This window comes from Pseudomonas sp. AK-TSAG1-1, assembly GCF_056821665.1.
The window spans coordinates 1,796,191-1,809,627 of record NZ_CM165965.1 but is presented as its reverse complement, the minus strand read 5'-3'; the positions used below and the strand labels follow the sequence as shown (position 1 = coordinate 1,809,627).

General features: G+C 60.9%; 11 protein-coding genes. All 11 read right to left on the bottom strand.

Going from position 1 to position 13,437, the window contains the following annotated elements; genetic code table 11:
* Nucleotides 1-4 precede the first annotated feature (4 nt).
* Nucleotides 5-745, bottom strand: coding sequence for a flagellar motor protein (locus AC1UK9_RS08265; RefSeq protein WP_003222929.1), 741 nt, complete (start codon nt 743-745; stop codon nt 5-7).
* On the bottom strand, nt 745-1,887 hold the full coding sequence (locus AC1UK9_RS08260; RefSeq protein WP_482579824.1) for a protein-glutamate methylesterase/protein-glutamine glutaminase: 1,143 nt from the start codon (nt 1,885-1,887) through the stop codon (nt 745-747). The genes AC1UK9_RS08265 and AC1UK9_RS08260 overlap by 1 nt, the downstream gene beginning before the upstream one ends.
* Before the next feature lie 49 nt (nt 1,888-1,936).
* Nucleotides 1,937-4,219, bottom strand: coding sequence for a chemotaxis protein CheA (locus AC1UK9_RS08255; RefSeq protein ID WP_473014854.1), 2,283 nt, complete (start codon nt 4,217-4,219; stop codon nt 1,937-1,939).
* A gap of 54 nt (nt 4,220-4,273) precedes the next feature.
* Nucleotides 4,274-5,062 (bottom strand): protein phosphatase CheZ, encoded by a 789-nt coding sequence (locus AC1UK9_RS08250; RefSeq protein ID WP_025111925.1) that lies wholly within the window; start codon nt 5,060-5,062, stop codon nt 4,274-4,276.
* An 18-nt stretch (nt 5,063-5,080) separates the two neighbouring features.
* The gene (locus AC1UK9_RS08245; RefSeq protein ID WP_003183998.1) at nt 5,081-5,452 is read right to left on the bottom strand and encodes a chemotaxis response regulator CheY; all 372 of its coding nucleotides are present in this window, start codon (nt 5,450-5,452) and stop codon (nt 5,081-5,083) included.
* Nucleotides 5,453-5,619: 167 nt separating this feature from the next.
* A complete protein-coding gene (fliA, locus tag AC1UK9_RS08240) occupies nt 5,620-6,360 on the bottom strand; it encodes an RNA polymerase sigma factor FliA (protein ID WP_003222919.1) in 741 nt (246 codons plus the stop codon).
* Nucleotides 6,357-7,187: a flagellar synthesis regulator FleN gene (gene fleN / locus AC1UK9_RS08235; protein ID WP_003222917.1), complete on the bottom strand. Its 831-nt coding sequence runs from the start codon at nt 7,185-7,187 to the stop codon at nt 6,357-6,359. Before fleN ends, fliA begins: the two co-directional genes overlap by 4 nt.
* Nucleotides 7,188-7,300: 113 nt before the next feature.
* Entirely contained in the window at nt 7,301-8,641 is a 1,341-nt protein-coding gene (gene flhF / locus AC1UK9_RS08230; protein WP_482579823.1) for a flagellar biosynthesis GTPase FlhF, read from the bottom strand.
* An 11-nt stretch (nt 8,642-8,652) separates the two neighbouring features.
* A complete protein-coding gene (gene flhA, locus AC1UK9_RS08225) occupies nt 8,653-10,782 on the bottom strand; it encodes a flagellar biosynthesis protein FlhA (protein ID WP_025111927.1) in 2,130 nt (709 codons plus the stop codon).
* 726 nt (nt 10,783-11,508) lie between these two features.
* Nucleotides 11,509-12,648: a flagellar biosynthesis protein FlhB gene (gene flhB / locus AC1UK9_RS08220; protein ID WP_473014852.1), complete on the bottom strand. Its 1,140-nt coding sequence runs from the start codon at nt 12,646-12,648 to the stop codon at nt 11,509-11,511.
* 3 nt (nt 12,649-12,651) lie between these two features.
* Entirely contained in the window at nt 12,652-13,437 is a 786-nt protein-coding gene (gene fliR, locus AC1UK9_RS08215) for a flagellar biosynthetic protein FliR (RefSeq protein WP_025111932.1), read from the bottom strand.

Below are 13,437 nucleotides of genomic sequence, written 5' to 3'. Positions count from 1 at the left end.
CCCATCAATCCATGAAGCCCTGAAGCTTCAGCTCGATAGAGCGAGGGTTTTCACCTTCGGCGATCGACAGGATCCCTTCCAACAACATTTCGCGATAACGCGACTGCCGCAACGCGATTGACTTGAGCTTGGCCGCGACCGGCAGCAAGACCAGGTTGGCACTGGCCACACCGTAAATGGTCGCAACGAACGCCACGGCAATGCCGCTGCCCAACTGCGTGGGATCGGCGAGGTTGCCCATCACATGGATCAGGCCCATCACCGCACCGATGATACCGATGGTCGGCGCATAGCCACCCATGCTTTCGAAGACTTTGGCAGCCTCGATGTCGCGGGCTTCCTGGGTGTAGAAATCCACTTCGAGGATACTGCGAATCGCCTCCGGCTCGGCGCCATCGACCAGCAGTTGCAGGCCCTTGCGCGAGTAGTTGTCCGGTTCGGCATCAGCCACGCCTTCCAGGCCCAGCAGGCCTTCCTTGCGAGCGGTGAGGCTCCAGTTGACCACGCGATCGATGCCACCGGCCAGATCGACCCGTGGCGGAAACAGAATCCAGGCAAGGATCTGCATGGCGCGCTTGAACGCGCTCATCGGCGATTGCAGCAGTGCGGCACCGATGGTGCCGCCCAGTACGATCAATGCCGCCGGGCCGTTGGCCAGCGCACCGAGGTGACCACCTTCAAGGTAGTTGCCGCCGATGATGGCGACGAACGCCATGATGATCCCGATAAGGCTTAGAACATCCATCAGATACACGCCTCGACGATGTGCTTGCCGATGTCGTCCAGGCTATACACCGCGTCGGCGAGATCAGCTTTGACGATAGCCATCGGCATGCCGTAGATCACGCAACTGGCTTCGTCCTGCGCCCACACCGCGCTGCCGCCCTGCTTGAGCAGACGCGCACCTTCGCGGCCGTCGGCGCCCATGCCGGTCAGCACCACCGCCAGAACTTTGTCACCGTAGGACTTGGCAGCGGAGCCGAAGGTGATGTCCACGCACGGCTTGTAGTTCAGACGTTCGTCACCCGGGAGGATTTTCACCGCGCCACGGCCGTCGATCATCATCTGCTTGCCACCCGGCGCCAGCAACGCCAGGCCCGGACGCAGGATGTCGCCATCCTCGGCTTCCTTGACGCTGATGCGGCACAGCTTGTCCAGACGCTCGGCGAACGCTTTGGTGAACGCCGCCGGCATGTGCTGGATCAGCACGATCGGTGCCGGGAAGTTCGCCGGCAACTGAGTCAGGACGCGTTGCAGCGCAACCGGGCCGCCAGTTGACGTACCGATGGCAACCAGTTTGTAGGCTTTGCGTTTCGGTGCCGGCGACGAAGCACTGGCAGCCGGTGCGCGGCTTGCAGCTGGAGCAGGCGCCGGTGCCGGACGCGTTGGCGCGCTGCTGCTGTGGCTGCTGAAGCTCGATGCCGCCGGCGCTGGCGCTGGCGTCGGTGCAACGGCCGGCGCCGGCGCACTGTAAGCGCTGAAACGACGGTTGCTGCGCGAGATGCTGTGGACCTTCTCGCACAGCAGTTGCTTGACCTTCTCGGGGTTACGCGAGATGTCTTCGAAATTCTTCGGCAGGAAATCCACCGCGCCAGCGTCCAGTGCATCCAGGGTGACCCGGGCACCTTCGTGCGTCAGCGAGGAGAACATCAACACCGGGGTCGGGCAGCGCTGCATGATGTGCCGCACGGCCGTGATGCCGTCCATCATCGGCATCTCGTAGTCCATGGTGATCACGTCCGGCTTGAGCGCCAGGGCCTGATCGATCGCCTCTTTACCGTTGGTGGCCGTACCGACCACCTGGATGCTCGGATCCGCTGAAAGAATTTCCGAGACGCGGCGGCGGAAAAAACCCGAATCGTCCACCACCAGGACTTTGACTGCCATAAACACTCCATTAGGCGCAGCGGGACGTTGTAGCCCCGCTGCCCCGGATTCAAATACGCCGTGCGGCGTAACGCTTGAGCATGCTTGGAACATCGAGGATCAGAGCGATGCGGCCGTCACCGGTGATGGTGGCGCCGGACATGCCCGGAGTGCCCTGAAGCATTTTGCCCAATGGCTTGATAACCACTTCTTCCTGGCCGACCAGTTGATCGACGACGAAGCCGATCCGCTGGGTGCCCACCGAAAGGATCACCACGTGGCCTTCGCGCTGCTCTTCGTGAGCGGCGGAGCTGACCAGCCAGCGCTTGAGGTAGAACAATGGCAGCGCCTTGTCCCGCACGATCACCACTTCCTGACCGTCCACGACGTTGGTGGTCGACAGGTCGAGGTGGAAGATTTCGTTGACGTTGACCAACGGGAACGCAAACGCCTGATTGCCGAGCATCACCATCAGGGTCGGCATGATCGCAAGCGTCAGCGGCACCTTGATGACGATCTTCGAGCCCTGGCCCTTGGTCGAGTAGATGTTGATCGAACCGTTGAGCTGGGAAATCTTGGTCTTCACCACGTCCATGCCGACACCGCGGCCGGACACGTCGGAGATCTCGGTCTTGGTCGAGAAGCCCGGGGCAAAAATCAGGTTGTAGCACTCGGTGTCGCTCAGGCGATCGGCCGCATCCTTGTCCATCACACCGCGTTTTACCGCGATCGAACGCAGGACGTTCGGGTCCATGCCTTTGCCGTCGTCGGAGATCGACAACAGAATGTGGTCGCCTTCCTGCTCGGCGGCCAGAACAACACGACCGCCACGGGCCTTGCCCGAGGCTTCACGTTCTTCCGGTGACTCGATGCCGTGGTCGACAGCGTTGCGCACCAAGTGGACCAGCGGGTCGGCCAGCGCCTCGACAAGGTTTTTGTCGAGGTCGGTTTCTTCACCCACCAGTTCCAGATTGATCTCTTTCTTGAGCTGACGCGCGAGGTCGCGAACCAGACGCGGGAAGCGCCCGAAGACCTTCTTGATCGGCTGCATCCGGGTCTTCATCACCGCGGTCTGCAGGTCAGCTGTGACCACATCGAGGTTCGACACGGCCTTGGACATGGCTTCGTCGCCGCTGTTGAGACCCAGGCGCACCAGACGGTTACGCACCAGTACCAGCTCGCCAACCATGTTCATGATTTCGTCGAGACGCGCGGTGTCGACCCGCACGGTGGTCTCGGCTTCGCTCGCCGGTTTTTCCGCTGGCGGTGCAGCGGCGGCGCGGGCCGGAGCCGGGGCGGCAGCGGCAGCCGGTTTTGCAGCTTCGGCTTTCGGCTCAGGCTTGGGCGCAGCCTTCGGCGCAGCAGCCGGAGCGGCCGGTGCCTTGGCAGCTGGCGTCGAAACGGCAGCAGCGGTGCCTGTAGCGGCAGCGCCGACGTCGGTGAACTTGCCTTTGCCGTGCAACTCGTCGAGCAGCGATTCGAACTCGTGATCGCTGATCAAGTCGCTACCGGCCGCAGCGGCCACCGGAGCGGCAGGTGCAGCCGGTGCCGAGGCGATCGCCGACTCGAGTGCTTCAACGGCAAAGTTGCCCTTGCCGTGCAACTGGTCGAGTAGCGCTTCGAATTCGTCGTCGGTGATGTCGGAGCTGTCGCCCGCAGCCGGAGCCGCAGGAGCAGCCGCCGTCGGTGCAACGGCGTCCGCCGCGAACTGGCCTTTGCCGTGCAACTGATCGAGCAACGACTCGAATTCAGCGTCAGTGATTTCATCGCTGGCTGCCTCATTGGCAGTTTGCGCAGGTGCAGCAGCGGCCGGGGCTTCGGCTTCAGCCTTGACGGCGTTCAGCGAATCCAGCAGCTGTTCAAATTCGTTATCGGTGATGTCGCCCGAATCGCTCGAATCGCCTTCGACGACCAGCTCTTCGATCATCTCGGCCACCGGCGAAGCCGGAGCTTCGTCGGCCGATTGCGGCTCGGCCAGACGTGCCAGCGCGGCCAGCAGTTCCGGGGTGGCCGCCGTGATCGGTGCACGTTCACGGACTTCGCTGAACATGCTGTTCACCGCGTCCAGTGCTTCGAGGACAACGTCCATCAGTTCTGCATCAACGCGACGCTCACCCTTGCGCAGGATGTCGAACACGTTTTCGGCGATGTGACAGCACTCCACCAGCTCGTTGAGCTGAAGGAAGCCGGCGCCCCCTTTTACAGTGTGGAAACCGCGAAAAATTGCGTTGAGCAGATCTGCGTCATCCGGACGGCTTTCCAGCTCGACCAGTTGTTCGGACAGTTGCTCAAGAATCTCGCCGGCCTCAACCAGGAAATCCTGAAGGATCTCTTCATCGGCGCCGAAGCTCATTAATGGGGTGCTCCTACAGGTCTAAAAACCCAAAAAACCTAAAATTCCAAAACTCTAGAATCCAAGGCTGGATAACAAATCGTCCACATCGTCCTGACCGGACACAACGTCTTCTCGTTTATCGGCATGAATCTGCGGACCTTCACCCTGCGAGAGATGTTTTTGTGGATCTTTTTCTGCAAGCATCGCGGCGCGGTCGTGTTCGATGCCCGCAAAGCGGTCCACCTGACTGGCCATGAGGACGAGTTTGAGCAAATTGCTTTCGACTTCGGTGACCAGTTGGGTCACGCGCTTGATCACCTGACCGGTAAGGTCCTGGTAATCCTGAGCCAGCAGGATGTCGTTAAGGTTGCTCGACACCGCACGGTTGCCCGTGCTGCTGCGCGACAGAAAACCGTCGACCCGGCGCGCCAGCTCGCGGAACTCTTCGGCCCCGACCTCACGGCGCATGAAACGGCCCCAGTCGGTGCTCAGGGCCTGGGCTTCCTCAGCCAGGCCATTGACGACCGGGGTGGCGCTTTCCACCAGATCCATGGTGCGGTTGGCCGCGGCTTCGGTCAGCTTGACCACATAGCCCAGGCGTTCGGTGGCGTCGGTGATTTGCGACACTTCCTCGGCCTGCGGCATGTGCGGATCGATCTGGAAGTTGACGATCGCACTGTGCAGTTCGCGTGTGAGCTTGCCCACTTCCTGATACAGGCCGCGGTCACGGGTCTGATTGAGCTCATGGATCAGTTGCACAGCGTCGCCGAACCTGCCTTTTTCAAGGCTCTCGACCAGTTCGACCGCGTGTTTTTTCAGGGTCGATTCGAAATCGCCCTGTGAAGATTCGTTATGCTCCATAGCTCCCCCGCGCGTTCATCAGCCGATGCGTTCGAAAATCTTCTCGATTTTTTCTTTCAGCGCCTGAGCCGTGAAAGGTTTGACCACGTAGCCGTTCACACCGGCCTGAGCGGCCTCGATGATCTGCTCGCGCTTGGCTTCTGCAGTCACCATCAGCACGGGCAGGTGCTTGAGTTTTTCATCGGCACGCACGTGGCGCAGCAGGTCGATACCGGTCATGCCCGGCATGTTCCAGTCCGTTACCAGAAAGTCGATGCTTCCGCTGTTGAGCACCGGAATGGCAGTCGTGCCATCGTCGGCCTCGACGGTGTTGGTGAACCCCAGATCACGCAGCAGGTTCTTGATGATCCGCCGCATCGTTGAGAAGTCATCAACGATGAGGATTTTCATGTTCTTGTCCAATTCGACCTCCAAGCAGTCTTAAACGCGCCCAGCACCTGGACGCGCCATTTCAATCAATCCGGCAAAGCACTCGATGACTGTCTGGAGCACAACAGAGCAAGACCGGTGCCGTTCATCACCGCACCAGCCTCGTTCGCAGTGTCCCCACACTGCCTTCAGCGCGCTCGCCACTCCCCCAAACGCCCCCGCAAGCGGGCCGCGCACTGGCTGTGTAACTGGCTGACCCGCGATTCACTGACGCCAAGGACTTCACCGATCTCCTTGAGGTTCAGCTCTTCGTCGTAGTACAGCGCCAACACCAGTCGCTCACGCTCCGGCAAATTGGCAATCGCGTCCGCCAGCGCGGCCTGGAAGCGTTCATCTTCCAGATCGCGTGACGGCTCAAGATGAGCACTGGCGCCATCCTCGTGCAGCCCTTCGTGTTCGCCGTCCTGCAACAGGTCGTCGAAACTGAACAGCCGGCTGCCCAGCGTGTCATTCAAAATCCCGTAGTAATCGTCGAGACTCAATTGGAGTTCGGCCGCAACCTCGTGATCTTTAGCATCACGGCCGGTTTTAGCTTCAATTGCCCGAATTGCGTCACTGACCATACGGGTGTTGCGGTGAACCGAGCGTGGCGCCCAATCACCTTTGCGCACTTCATCGAGCATCGCACCGCGGATTCGAATGCCCGCGTACGTTTCGAAACTGGCGCCCTTGCTGGCGTCATATTTGGTCGAGACTTCGAGCAGGCCGATCATCCCGGCCTGAATCAGATCTTCGACCTGCACACTCGCCGGCAAGCGCGCCAGCAGGTGATAGGCAATGCGCTTGACCAGTGGCGCGTAACGCTCGATCAACTCGTACTGCGCGTCACGTGCCGACTTCTTGTAGTAATTCATACCGCTGGCGGTCATAACACAGGCCCTGCCGTTTGCTGCACGAGGCGCTCGACGAAAAACTCAAGGTGACCGCGCGGGTTGGCAGGCAGCGGCCAGGTATCGACCTTCTGCGCGATCGCCTTGAACGCCAGCGCGCACTTGGAACGCGGAAAGGCTTCATAGACCGCTCGCTGCTTCTGCACTGCCTTGCGCACGCTTTCGTCGTACGGCACCGCGCCGACGTATTGTAAGGCGACATCGAGGAAGCGATCCGTGACCTTGGTCAACTTGGCGAACAGGTTGCGCCCTTCCTGCGGGCTCTGCGCCATGTTGGCGAGGACGCGGAAGCGGTTCATGCCGTAGTCGCGATTGAGCAGTTTGATCAACGCGTAGGCATCGGTGATCGAAGTCGGCTCGTCGCAGACCACCAGCAACACTTCCTGGGCTGCGCGGACAAAGCTGACTACCGAGTCACCAATGCCTGCAGCGGTGTCGATCACCAGCACATCGAGGTTGTCGCCGATGTCGCTGAAGGCCTGAATCAGACCGGCATGTTGCGCCGGACTCAGGTGAACCATGCTCTGGGTGCCGGAGGCGGCCGGCACGATGCGGATCCCGCCGGGACCTTGCAACAGCACGTCGCGCAGCTCGCAGCGACCTTCGATCACGTCGGCCAGGGTACGTTTGGGAGTCAGTCCCAGCAGAACGTCGACGTTCGCCAGCCCCAGGTCGGCGTCCAGCAGCATGACCCGACGGCCAAGCTCTGCCAACGCCAGAGACAAGTTCACTGACACGTTAGTCTTGCCGACGCCACCTTTGCCGCCGGTCACCGCGATCACCTGTACGGGATGCATGCTGCCCATGTTATTTCTTTACCTTGTCTTGCATAGACGGAGGCCACATTACTGGCTGCGCGTTCTCAACCGGAACAATGCATGGCAGACCATCGATGTAGGTACAAAAACGGTTCATTACCTCAGCCAACCTGCTTGGTCGGGCTGTGGTAGATATCAGCGAACATGTCAGCCATGGCTTCTTCGCTGGGTTCTTCCTGCATTTGCACGCTGACGGCGCGGCTGACCAGTTGATGGCGGCGCGGCAGATGCAGATCATCCGGAATCCGTGGGCCATCGGTCAGGTACGCGACCGGCAGTTCATGACTGATTGCCAGGCTCAACACTTCGCCCAGGCTTGCTGTCTCATCCAGTTTAGTCAGGATGCACCCGGCAAGCCCGCAACGCTTGTAACTGTGATAAGCGGCGGTTAGAACCTGTTTCTGGCTGGTGGTTGCCAGGACCAGATAATTTTTTGAACGGATGCCGCGACCGGCCAGGCTTTCGAGCTGCATGCGCAGGGCCGGATCGCTGGCCTGCAGGCCGGCGGTATCGATCAGCACCACGCGCTTGCGCAGCAGTGGATCCAGCGCTTGAACCAGCGACTGGCCCGGATCAACGTGCGTCACCGGCACGTTGAGAATCCGGCCCAGGGTCTTGAGTTGTTCCTGAGCGCCGATGCGGAAGCTGTCCATGCTGACCAGCGCGACATTCTGCGCGCCGTACTTGAGCACGTAGCGCGCGGCGAGCTTGGCCAGGGTGGTGGTCTTGCCCATGCCGGCCGGGCCGACCATGGCAATCACCCCACCCTCTTCCAGCGGCTCGACTTCCGGTACGGCAATCATCCGCGCCAGATGTGCGAGCAGCATGCGCCAGGCCTGACGAGGCTCTTCGATGTCGGTGATCATTGCCAGCAGGTCGCGCGACAACGGGCCGGACAGACCGATACGTTGCAGACGGCGATACAGGTTGGCTTGCGCCGGACGGCTGCCTTGCAGTTGATTCCAGGCCAGGGTGCCGAGCTGCACTTCCATCAGCTCGCGCAGGCTGTTCAATTCAAAACGCATCGAATCCAGTGCACGCGGGTCAATCCCGCCGGAGGACTGCGCAGGCGCCGGGGCCGGGCGCGCCGGGGCGGCGTAAGTCGGTTCGCTCAACGGCTCGGCAGCGGTCAGCGGCAGACCGGCCGTCAACGGCAGCCCGGCGAACAACTGGCGATTGATGTTGCCGTCGGCTTCGCCACGCAGGCTCAGCTCGGCCTGGGCGGTAACGATGCGCGACTGGGTCTTGCGCAGCTCGTCCTCAAGTTCCATGTTCGGAACCCGTGGCGCCAGCGCCGACAATTTGTAATCCAGCGCCGCCGTCAGCTCGACGCCGCCGGCAATGCGGCGGTTGCCAATGATGGCGGCATCAGCGCCCAGCTCATCACGAACCAGCTTCATGGCCTGACGCATATCGGCGGCGAAAAAACGCTTAACTTGCATAAACCACTACCTCAGCCGTTGGGCCCTACTGTCGCAACGATGGTCACTTGCTTGTTGTCCGGAATTTCCTGGTAGGCCAGCACGTGCAGCCCCGGGACGGCGAGGCGGCCGAAACGCGAAAGCATCGCGCGTATCGGGCCTGCTACCAACAGGATCACCGGTTGACCTTGCATTTCCTGGCGCTGCGCCGCTTCGATGAGCGAACGCTGCAGCTTCTCGGCCATGCTTGGCTCCAGCAGAACGCCCTCTTCCGAGCCTTGTCCTGCCTTCTGCAGACTATTGAGCAATATTTGTTCCAACCTTGGTTCCAGGGTGATCACAGGCAGCTCGGAGTCAGTGCCTACAATGCTTTGGACGATGGCGCGGGATACGCCGACGCGGACTGCGGCCACCAAGGCGGCGGTATCTTGACTCTTGGCGGCGTTGTTGGCGATGGCCTCGGCGATGCTGCGGATGTCGCGCACCGGCACGTGTTCGGCCAGCAGCGCCTGCAGCACTTTGAGCAACTGCGACAGTGAAACCACGCCCGGCACCAACTCTTCAGCCAGTTTCGGCGAGCTTTTGGCCAGCAATTGCATGAGTTGCTGCACTTCTTCGTGGCCGATCAGTTCACTGGAGTGCTTGTACAGAATCTGGTTCAAGTGGGTCGCGACCACGGTACTGGCATCGACCACGGTGTAACCGAGCGATTGCGCCTGGGCGCGCTGACTGACTTCGATCCACACCGCCTCCAGGCCAAAAGCCGGATCTTTGGCGGTAATGCCGTTGAGCGTGCCGTAGACCTGCCCCGGGTTGATCGCCAGTTCGCGGTCCGGGTAGATCTCGGCTTCGGCCAGGATCACCCCCATCAGGGTCAGGCGATAAGCGCTCGGCGCCAGATCGAGGTTGTCGCGGATGTGCACGGTCGGCATCAGGAAGCCCAGATCCTGCGAGAGCTTCTTGCGCACGCCCTTGATCCGCGCCAGCAACTGCCCGCCCTGATTGCGATCCACCAGCGGGATCAGGCGATAGCCGACTTCCAGGCCGATCATGTCGATCGGGGTCACGTCATCCCAGCCCAGCTCCTTGGTTTCCATGGCGCGGGCCGGCGACGGCAGCAGTTCCTGCTGACGCTGAACCTCTTGCAGCGCCTGAACCTTGGCCACGTTCTGTTTTTTCCAGAACAGGTACGCGCCACCGGCAGCCAGCGCCGCCATGCTCAGGAACGAAAAATGCGGCATGCCCGGCACCAGGCCCATGACCGCCATCAGACCTGCCGCCACCGCCAAGGCTTTTGGCGAAGCGAACATCTGCCGATTGATCTGTTTGCCCATGTCTTCCGAACCGGAAGCACGGGTCACCATGATCGCCGCCGCTGTCGATAACAACAGTGATGGCAATTGCGCCACCAAACCGTCACCGATGGTCAGCAAGGCGTAAACCTTGCCGGCGTCGGCGAACGACATGTTGTGCTGGAAGATACCGACGGCCATGCCGCCGATGAGGTTGATGAACAGAATCAGCAGACCGGCGATGGCGTCACCACGGACGAACTTGCTGGCACCGTCCATCGAACCGTAGAACTCGGCCTCTTGGGCAACTTCCTGACGGCGCAGCTTCGCCTGGTTCTGGTCGATCAGGCCGGCGTTGAGGTCGGCGTCGATGGCCATTTGTTTGCCAGGCATCGCATCGAGGGTGAAGCGCGCGCTCACCTCGGAAATCCGCCCGGCACCCTTGGTCACCACGACGAAGTTGATGATCATCAGGATCGCGAAGACCACGATACCGACCACGTAGTTACCGCCGATCACCACCTCACCGAAGGCCTGGATCACCTTACCGGCAGCGGCGTGGCCGTCCTGACCGTGGAGCATCACCACCCGCGTCGACGCCACGTTCAACGCCAGCCGCAGCAGCGTCGCCACCAGCAGAATCGTCGGGAACACCGCGAAATCCAGCGGCCGCAGCGCATACACGCAGACCAGCAGGACGACAATCGACAGGGCGATGTTGAAGGTGAAGAACACGTCGAGCAGGAACGGCGGCACCGGCAGCATCATCATCGCCAGCATGACCAGCAGCAACAACGGCACGCCCAGATTGCCTCGACTGAGGTCGGCAATGTTCGAGCGTGCGCTGTTGATTAACTGAGAGCGATCCACCGGTTTTCCCCGTTCCTTTAAAGCAAACTTTTGACGCCCAAAGCAGGCGCACGGCGGCTACTGCAAGAAGCCTTCCAACTTTTGCCAATGATTGAAACAGAAGGGCTTATCGGGAAAATTCCAGCGCCTGGAATGACGCATTCGCGAGCAAGCCCGCTCCCACAGGGGATCTGTGTGATACCCCAATTCTGTATTCACCGAAGATCGAATGCGGGAGCGGACTTGCTCCCTTACAGGCGCGCGAAATCACCCCGCAATCAAACGGCAAAAAGAAGGCAAGCACACCGTCAGAGGTGACAGGTCACGCCCGTTTTCAGACAGAAGGCATCAGTCTTGGAATTTATCGGGAAAATGTCGGCGCCTGGACTGACGCTTTCGCGAGCAAGCCCACTCCCACAGGGGATCTGTGTGATACCCCAATTCTGTATTCACCGAAGATCGAATGCGGGAGCGGACTTGCTCCCTTACAGGCGCGCGAAATCACCCCGCAATCAAACGGCAAAAAGAAGGCAAGCACACCGGTCAGAGGTTACAGGTCACGCCCGCTTTCAGATCGAAGGCATCAGTCTTGGAATTTATCGGGAAAATGTCGGCGCCTGGACTGACGCTTTCGCGAGCAAGCCCGCTCCCACAGGGGATCTGTGTGATACCCCAACTCTGTATTCACCGAAGATCGAATGTGGGAGCGGGCTTGCTCGCGAAGAGGCCATCAGCAACACCGCAGGATCAGGAATCGCGGCGCAGATCCGGCGGGATCGGCAAGTCGTCCTTGAGCGGATCCGGGCGCTTGCCCTTGCCGGCACGGTACTGGCGGATCTGGTAGACGTAGGCCAGCACCTGAGCAACCGCCAGATACAGGCCGCCGGGGATTTCCTGATCCAGTTCAGTGGAGTAGTAGATCGAGCGTGCCAACCCCGGCGATTCGAGGAGCATGACATTGTTGGCGACGGCGATTTCGCGGATCTTCAGCGCGAGGAAGTCGCTGCCCTTGGCCAGCAACACCGGCGCCCCGCCCTTCTCCGAGTCGTACTTGAGCGCGACGGCGTAGTGGGTCGGGTTGGTGATGACCACGTCGGCGTCGGGAATCGCCGCCATCATCCGCCGCTGCGACATTTCGCGCTGGGTCTGACGAATGCGCTGCTTGACCTCCGGACGACCTTCCTGATCCTTGTGCTCGTCGCGCACTTCCTGCTTGGTCATCAGCAGTTTCTTGTGGCTTTCCCAGAGCTGCACCGGCACATCGACCGCGGCGATGATGATCAGACCGCAAGCCAGCCACAGCGAACTCCAGCCCACCAGCGTCACGCTATGAATGATCGCCTGCTCAAGCGGCTCGTGGGCGATACGCAGGAAATCGTCGATGTCGGACGACAACACCATCAGTGCCACGAACAAGGTGATGATGAACTTGGCCAGCGCCTTGAGCAGCTCGATCACCGCCTTCATCGAGAACATGCGCTTGAGGCCCGCACCCGGGTTCATCCGGCTGAATTTCGGTGCCATGGAGCCGGCCGCGAACAGCCAGCCACCAAGGGAAATCGGCCCGATCAGCGCGGCCAGCAACAGCGTGATCATGACCGGCTGGATCGCGACCAGCGCGATCTTGCCCGAGACCAGCAAGAACGCGCCCATGGACTTTTCATCCATGATCACTTCCCGCGACAGCGAGAAATTCAGCCGCATCACGTCCATCAGTTCTTGCGCCAGCATACCGCCAAATATCAGCAGGCCACCGGCACCGGCAAGCATTACCGCCAGTGTGTTGAGCTCTTTGGAACGAGCAATCTCACCCTTCTCACGGGAGTCCTTTTTACGTTTCTCCGTGGGGTCTTCTGTTTTGTCCTGACCGCTTTCGCTCTCAGCCATGACTCAGCGCGCTCGTGCCAGTTCGCGTAACAACTGCAGGGCCTCGGAGGCCAGCGGTTGATACTGATTGAGAATGTCCGCCAGACCGACCCAGACAATGAACAGGCCAAGCACCAGGGTCAGCGGAAAACCGATGGAGAAGATGTTCAGTTGCGGCGCCGCACGTGTCATCACGCCAAACGCGATGTTGACCACCAGCAGTGCGGTAACCGCCGGCAACACCAGCAACAACGCCGCGCCCAATACCCAGCCGAGCTTGCCGGCCAGCTCCCAGTACTGCGCCGTCATCAACCCGCCGCCCACCGGCAGCGTGGTGAAGCTCTCGGTGAGCACTTCGAAGACCACCAGATGGCCGTTCATCGACAGGAACAGCAAGGTCACCAGCATGGTGAAGAACTGGCCGATCACCGCCACCGAGACGCCGTTGGCCGGGTCGACCATCGAGGCGAAGCCCATGCCCATCTGGATCGCGACAATCTGCCCGGCCACGGCAAAGGCCTGGAAAAACAGTTGCAGGGAAAACCCGAGCACCGCGCCGACCAGAATCTGCTCGGCGATCAGCAACCAGCCACTGAGAGCAAGCGGACTGACCTCCGGCATCGGCGGCAGGCCCGGGGCAATACACACGGTGATCGCCACGGCGAAATACAGACGTATCCGGCGCGACACCAGCGTGGTGCCGAACACCGGCATCACCATCAGCATCGACGCGACGCGAAACAGCGGCAACATGAACGATGCCACCCAGGTACTGATCTGGGTGTCGGTCAGCTGAAGCAGTGATTGCAT

Excerpts from the sequence above, each read along its gene's own strand:
- AC1UK9_RS08265 (WP_003222929.1), bottom strand. The coding sequence starts at position 745 with ATGGATGTTCTAAGCCTTATCGGGATCATCATGGCGTTCGTCGCCATC.
- AC1UK9_RS08260 (WP_482579824.1), bottom strand. The coding sequence starts at position 1,887 with ATGGCAGTCAAAGTCCTGGTGGTGGACGATTCGGGTTTTTTCCGCCGC.
- AC1UK9_RS08255 (WP_473014854.1), bottom strand. The coding sequence starts at position 4,219 with ATGAGCTTCGGCGCCGATGAAGAGATCCTTCAGGATTTCCTGGTTGAG.
- AC1UK9_RS08250 (WP_025111925.1), bottom strand. The coding sequence starts at position 5,062 with ATGGAGCATAACGAATCTTCACAGGGCGATTTCGAATCGACCCTGAAA.
- AC1UK9_RS08245 (WP_003183998.1), bottom strand. The coding sequence starts at position 5,452 with ATGAAAATCCTCATCGTTGATGACTTCTCAACGATGCGGCGGATCATC.
- fliA (WP_003222919.1), bottom strand. The coding sequence starts at position 6,360 with ATGACCGCCAGCGGTATGAATTACTACAAGAAGTCGGCACGTGACGCG.
- fleN (WP_003222917.1), bottom strand. The coding sequence starts at position 7,187 with ATGGGCAGCATGCATCCCGTACAGGTGATCGCGGTGACCGGCGGCAAA.
- flhF (WP_482579823.1), bottom strand. The coding sequence starts at position 8,641 with ATGCAAGTTAAGCGTTTTTTCGCCGCCGATATGCGTCAGGCCATGAAG.
- flhB (WP_473014852.1), bottom strand. The coding sequence starts at position 12,648 with ATGGCTGAGAGCGAAAGCGGTCAGGACAAAACAGAAGACCCCACGGAG.
- fliR (WP_025111932.1), bottom strand. The coding sequence starts at position 13,437 with ATGCAATCACTGCTTCAGCTGACCGACACCCAGATCAGTACCTGGGTG.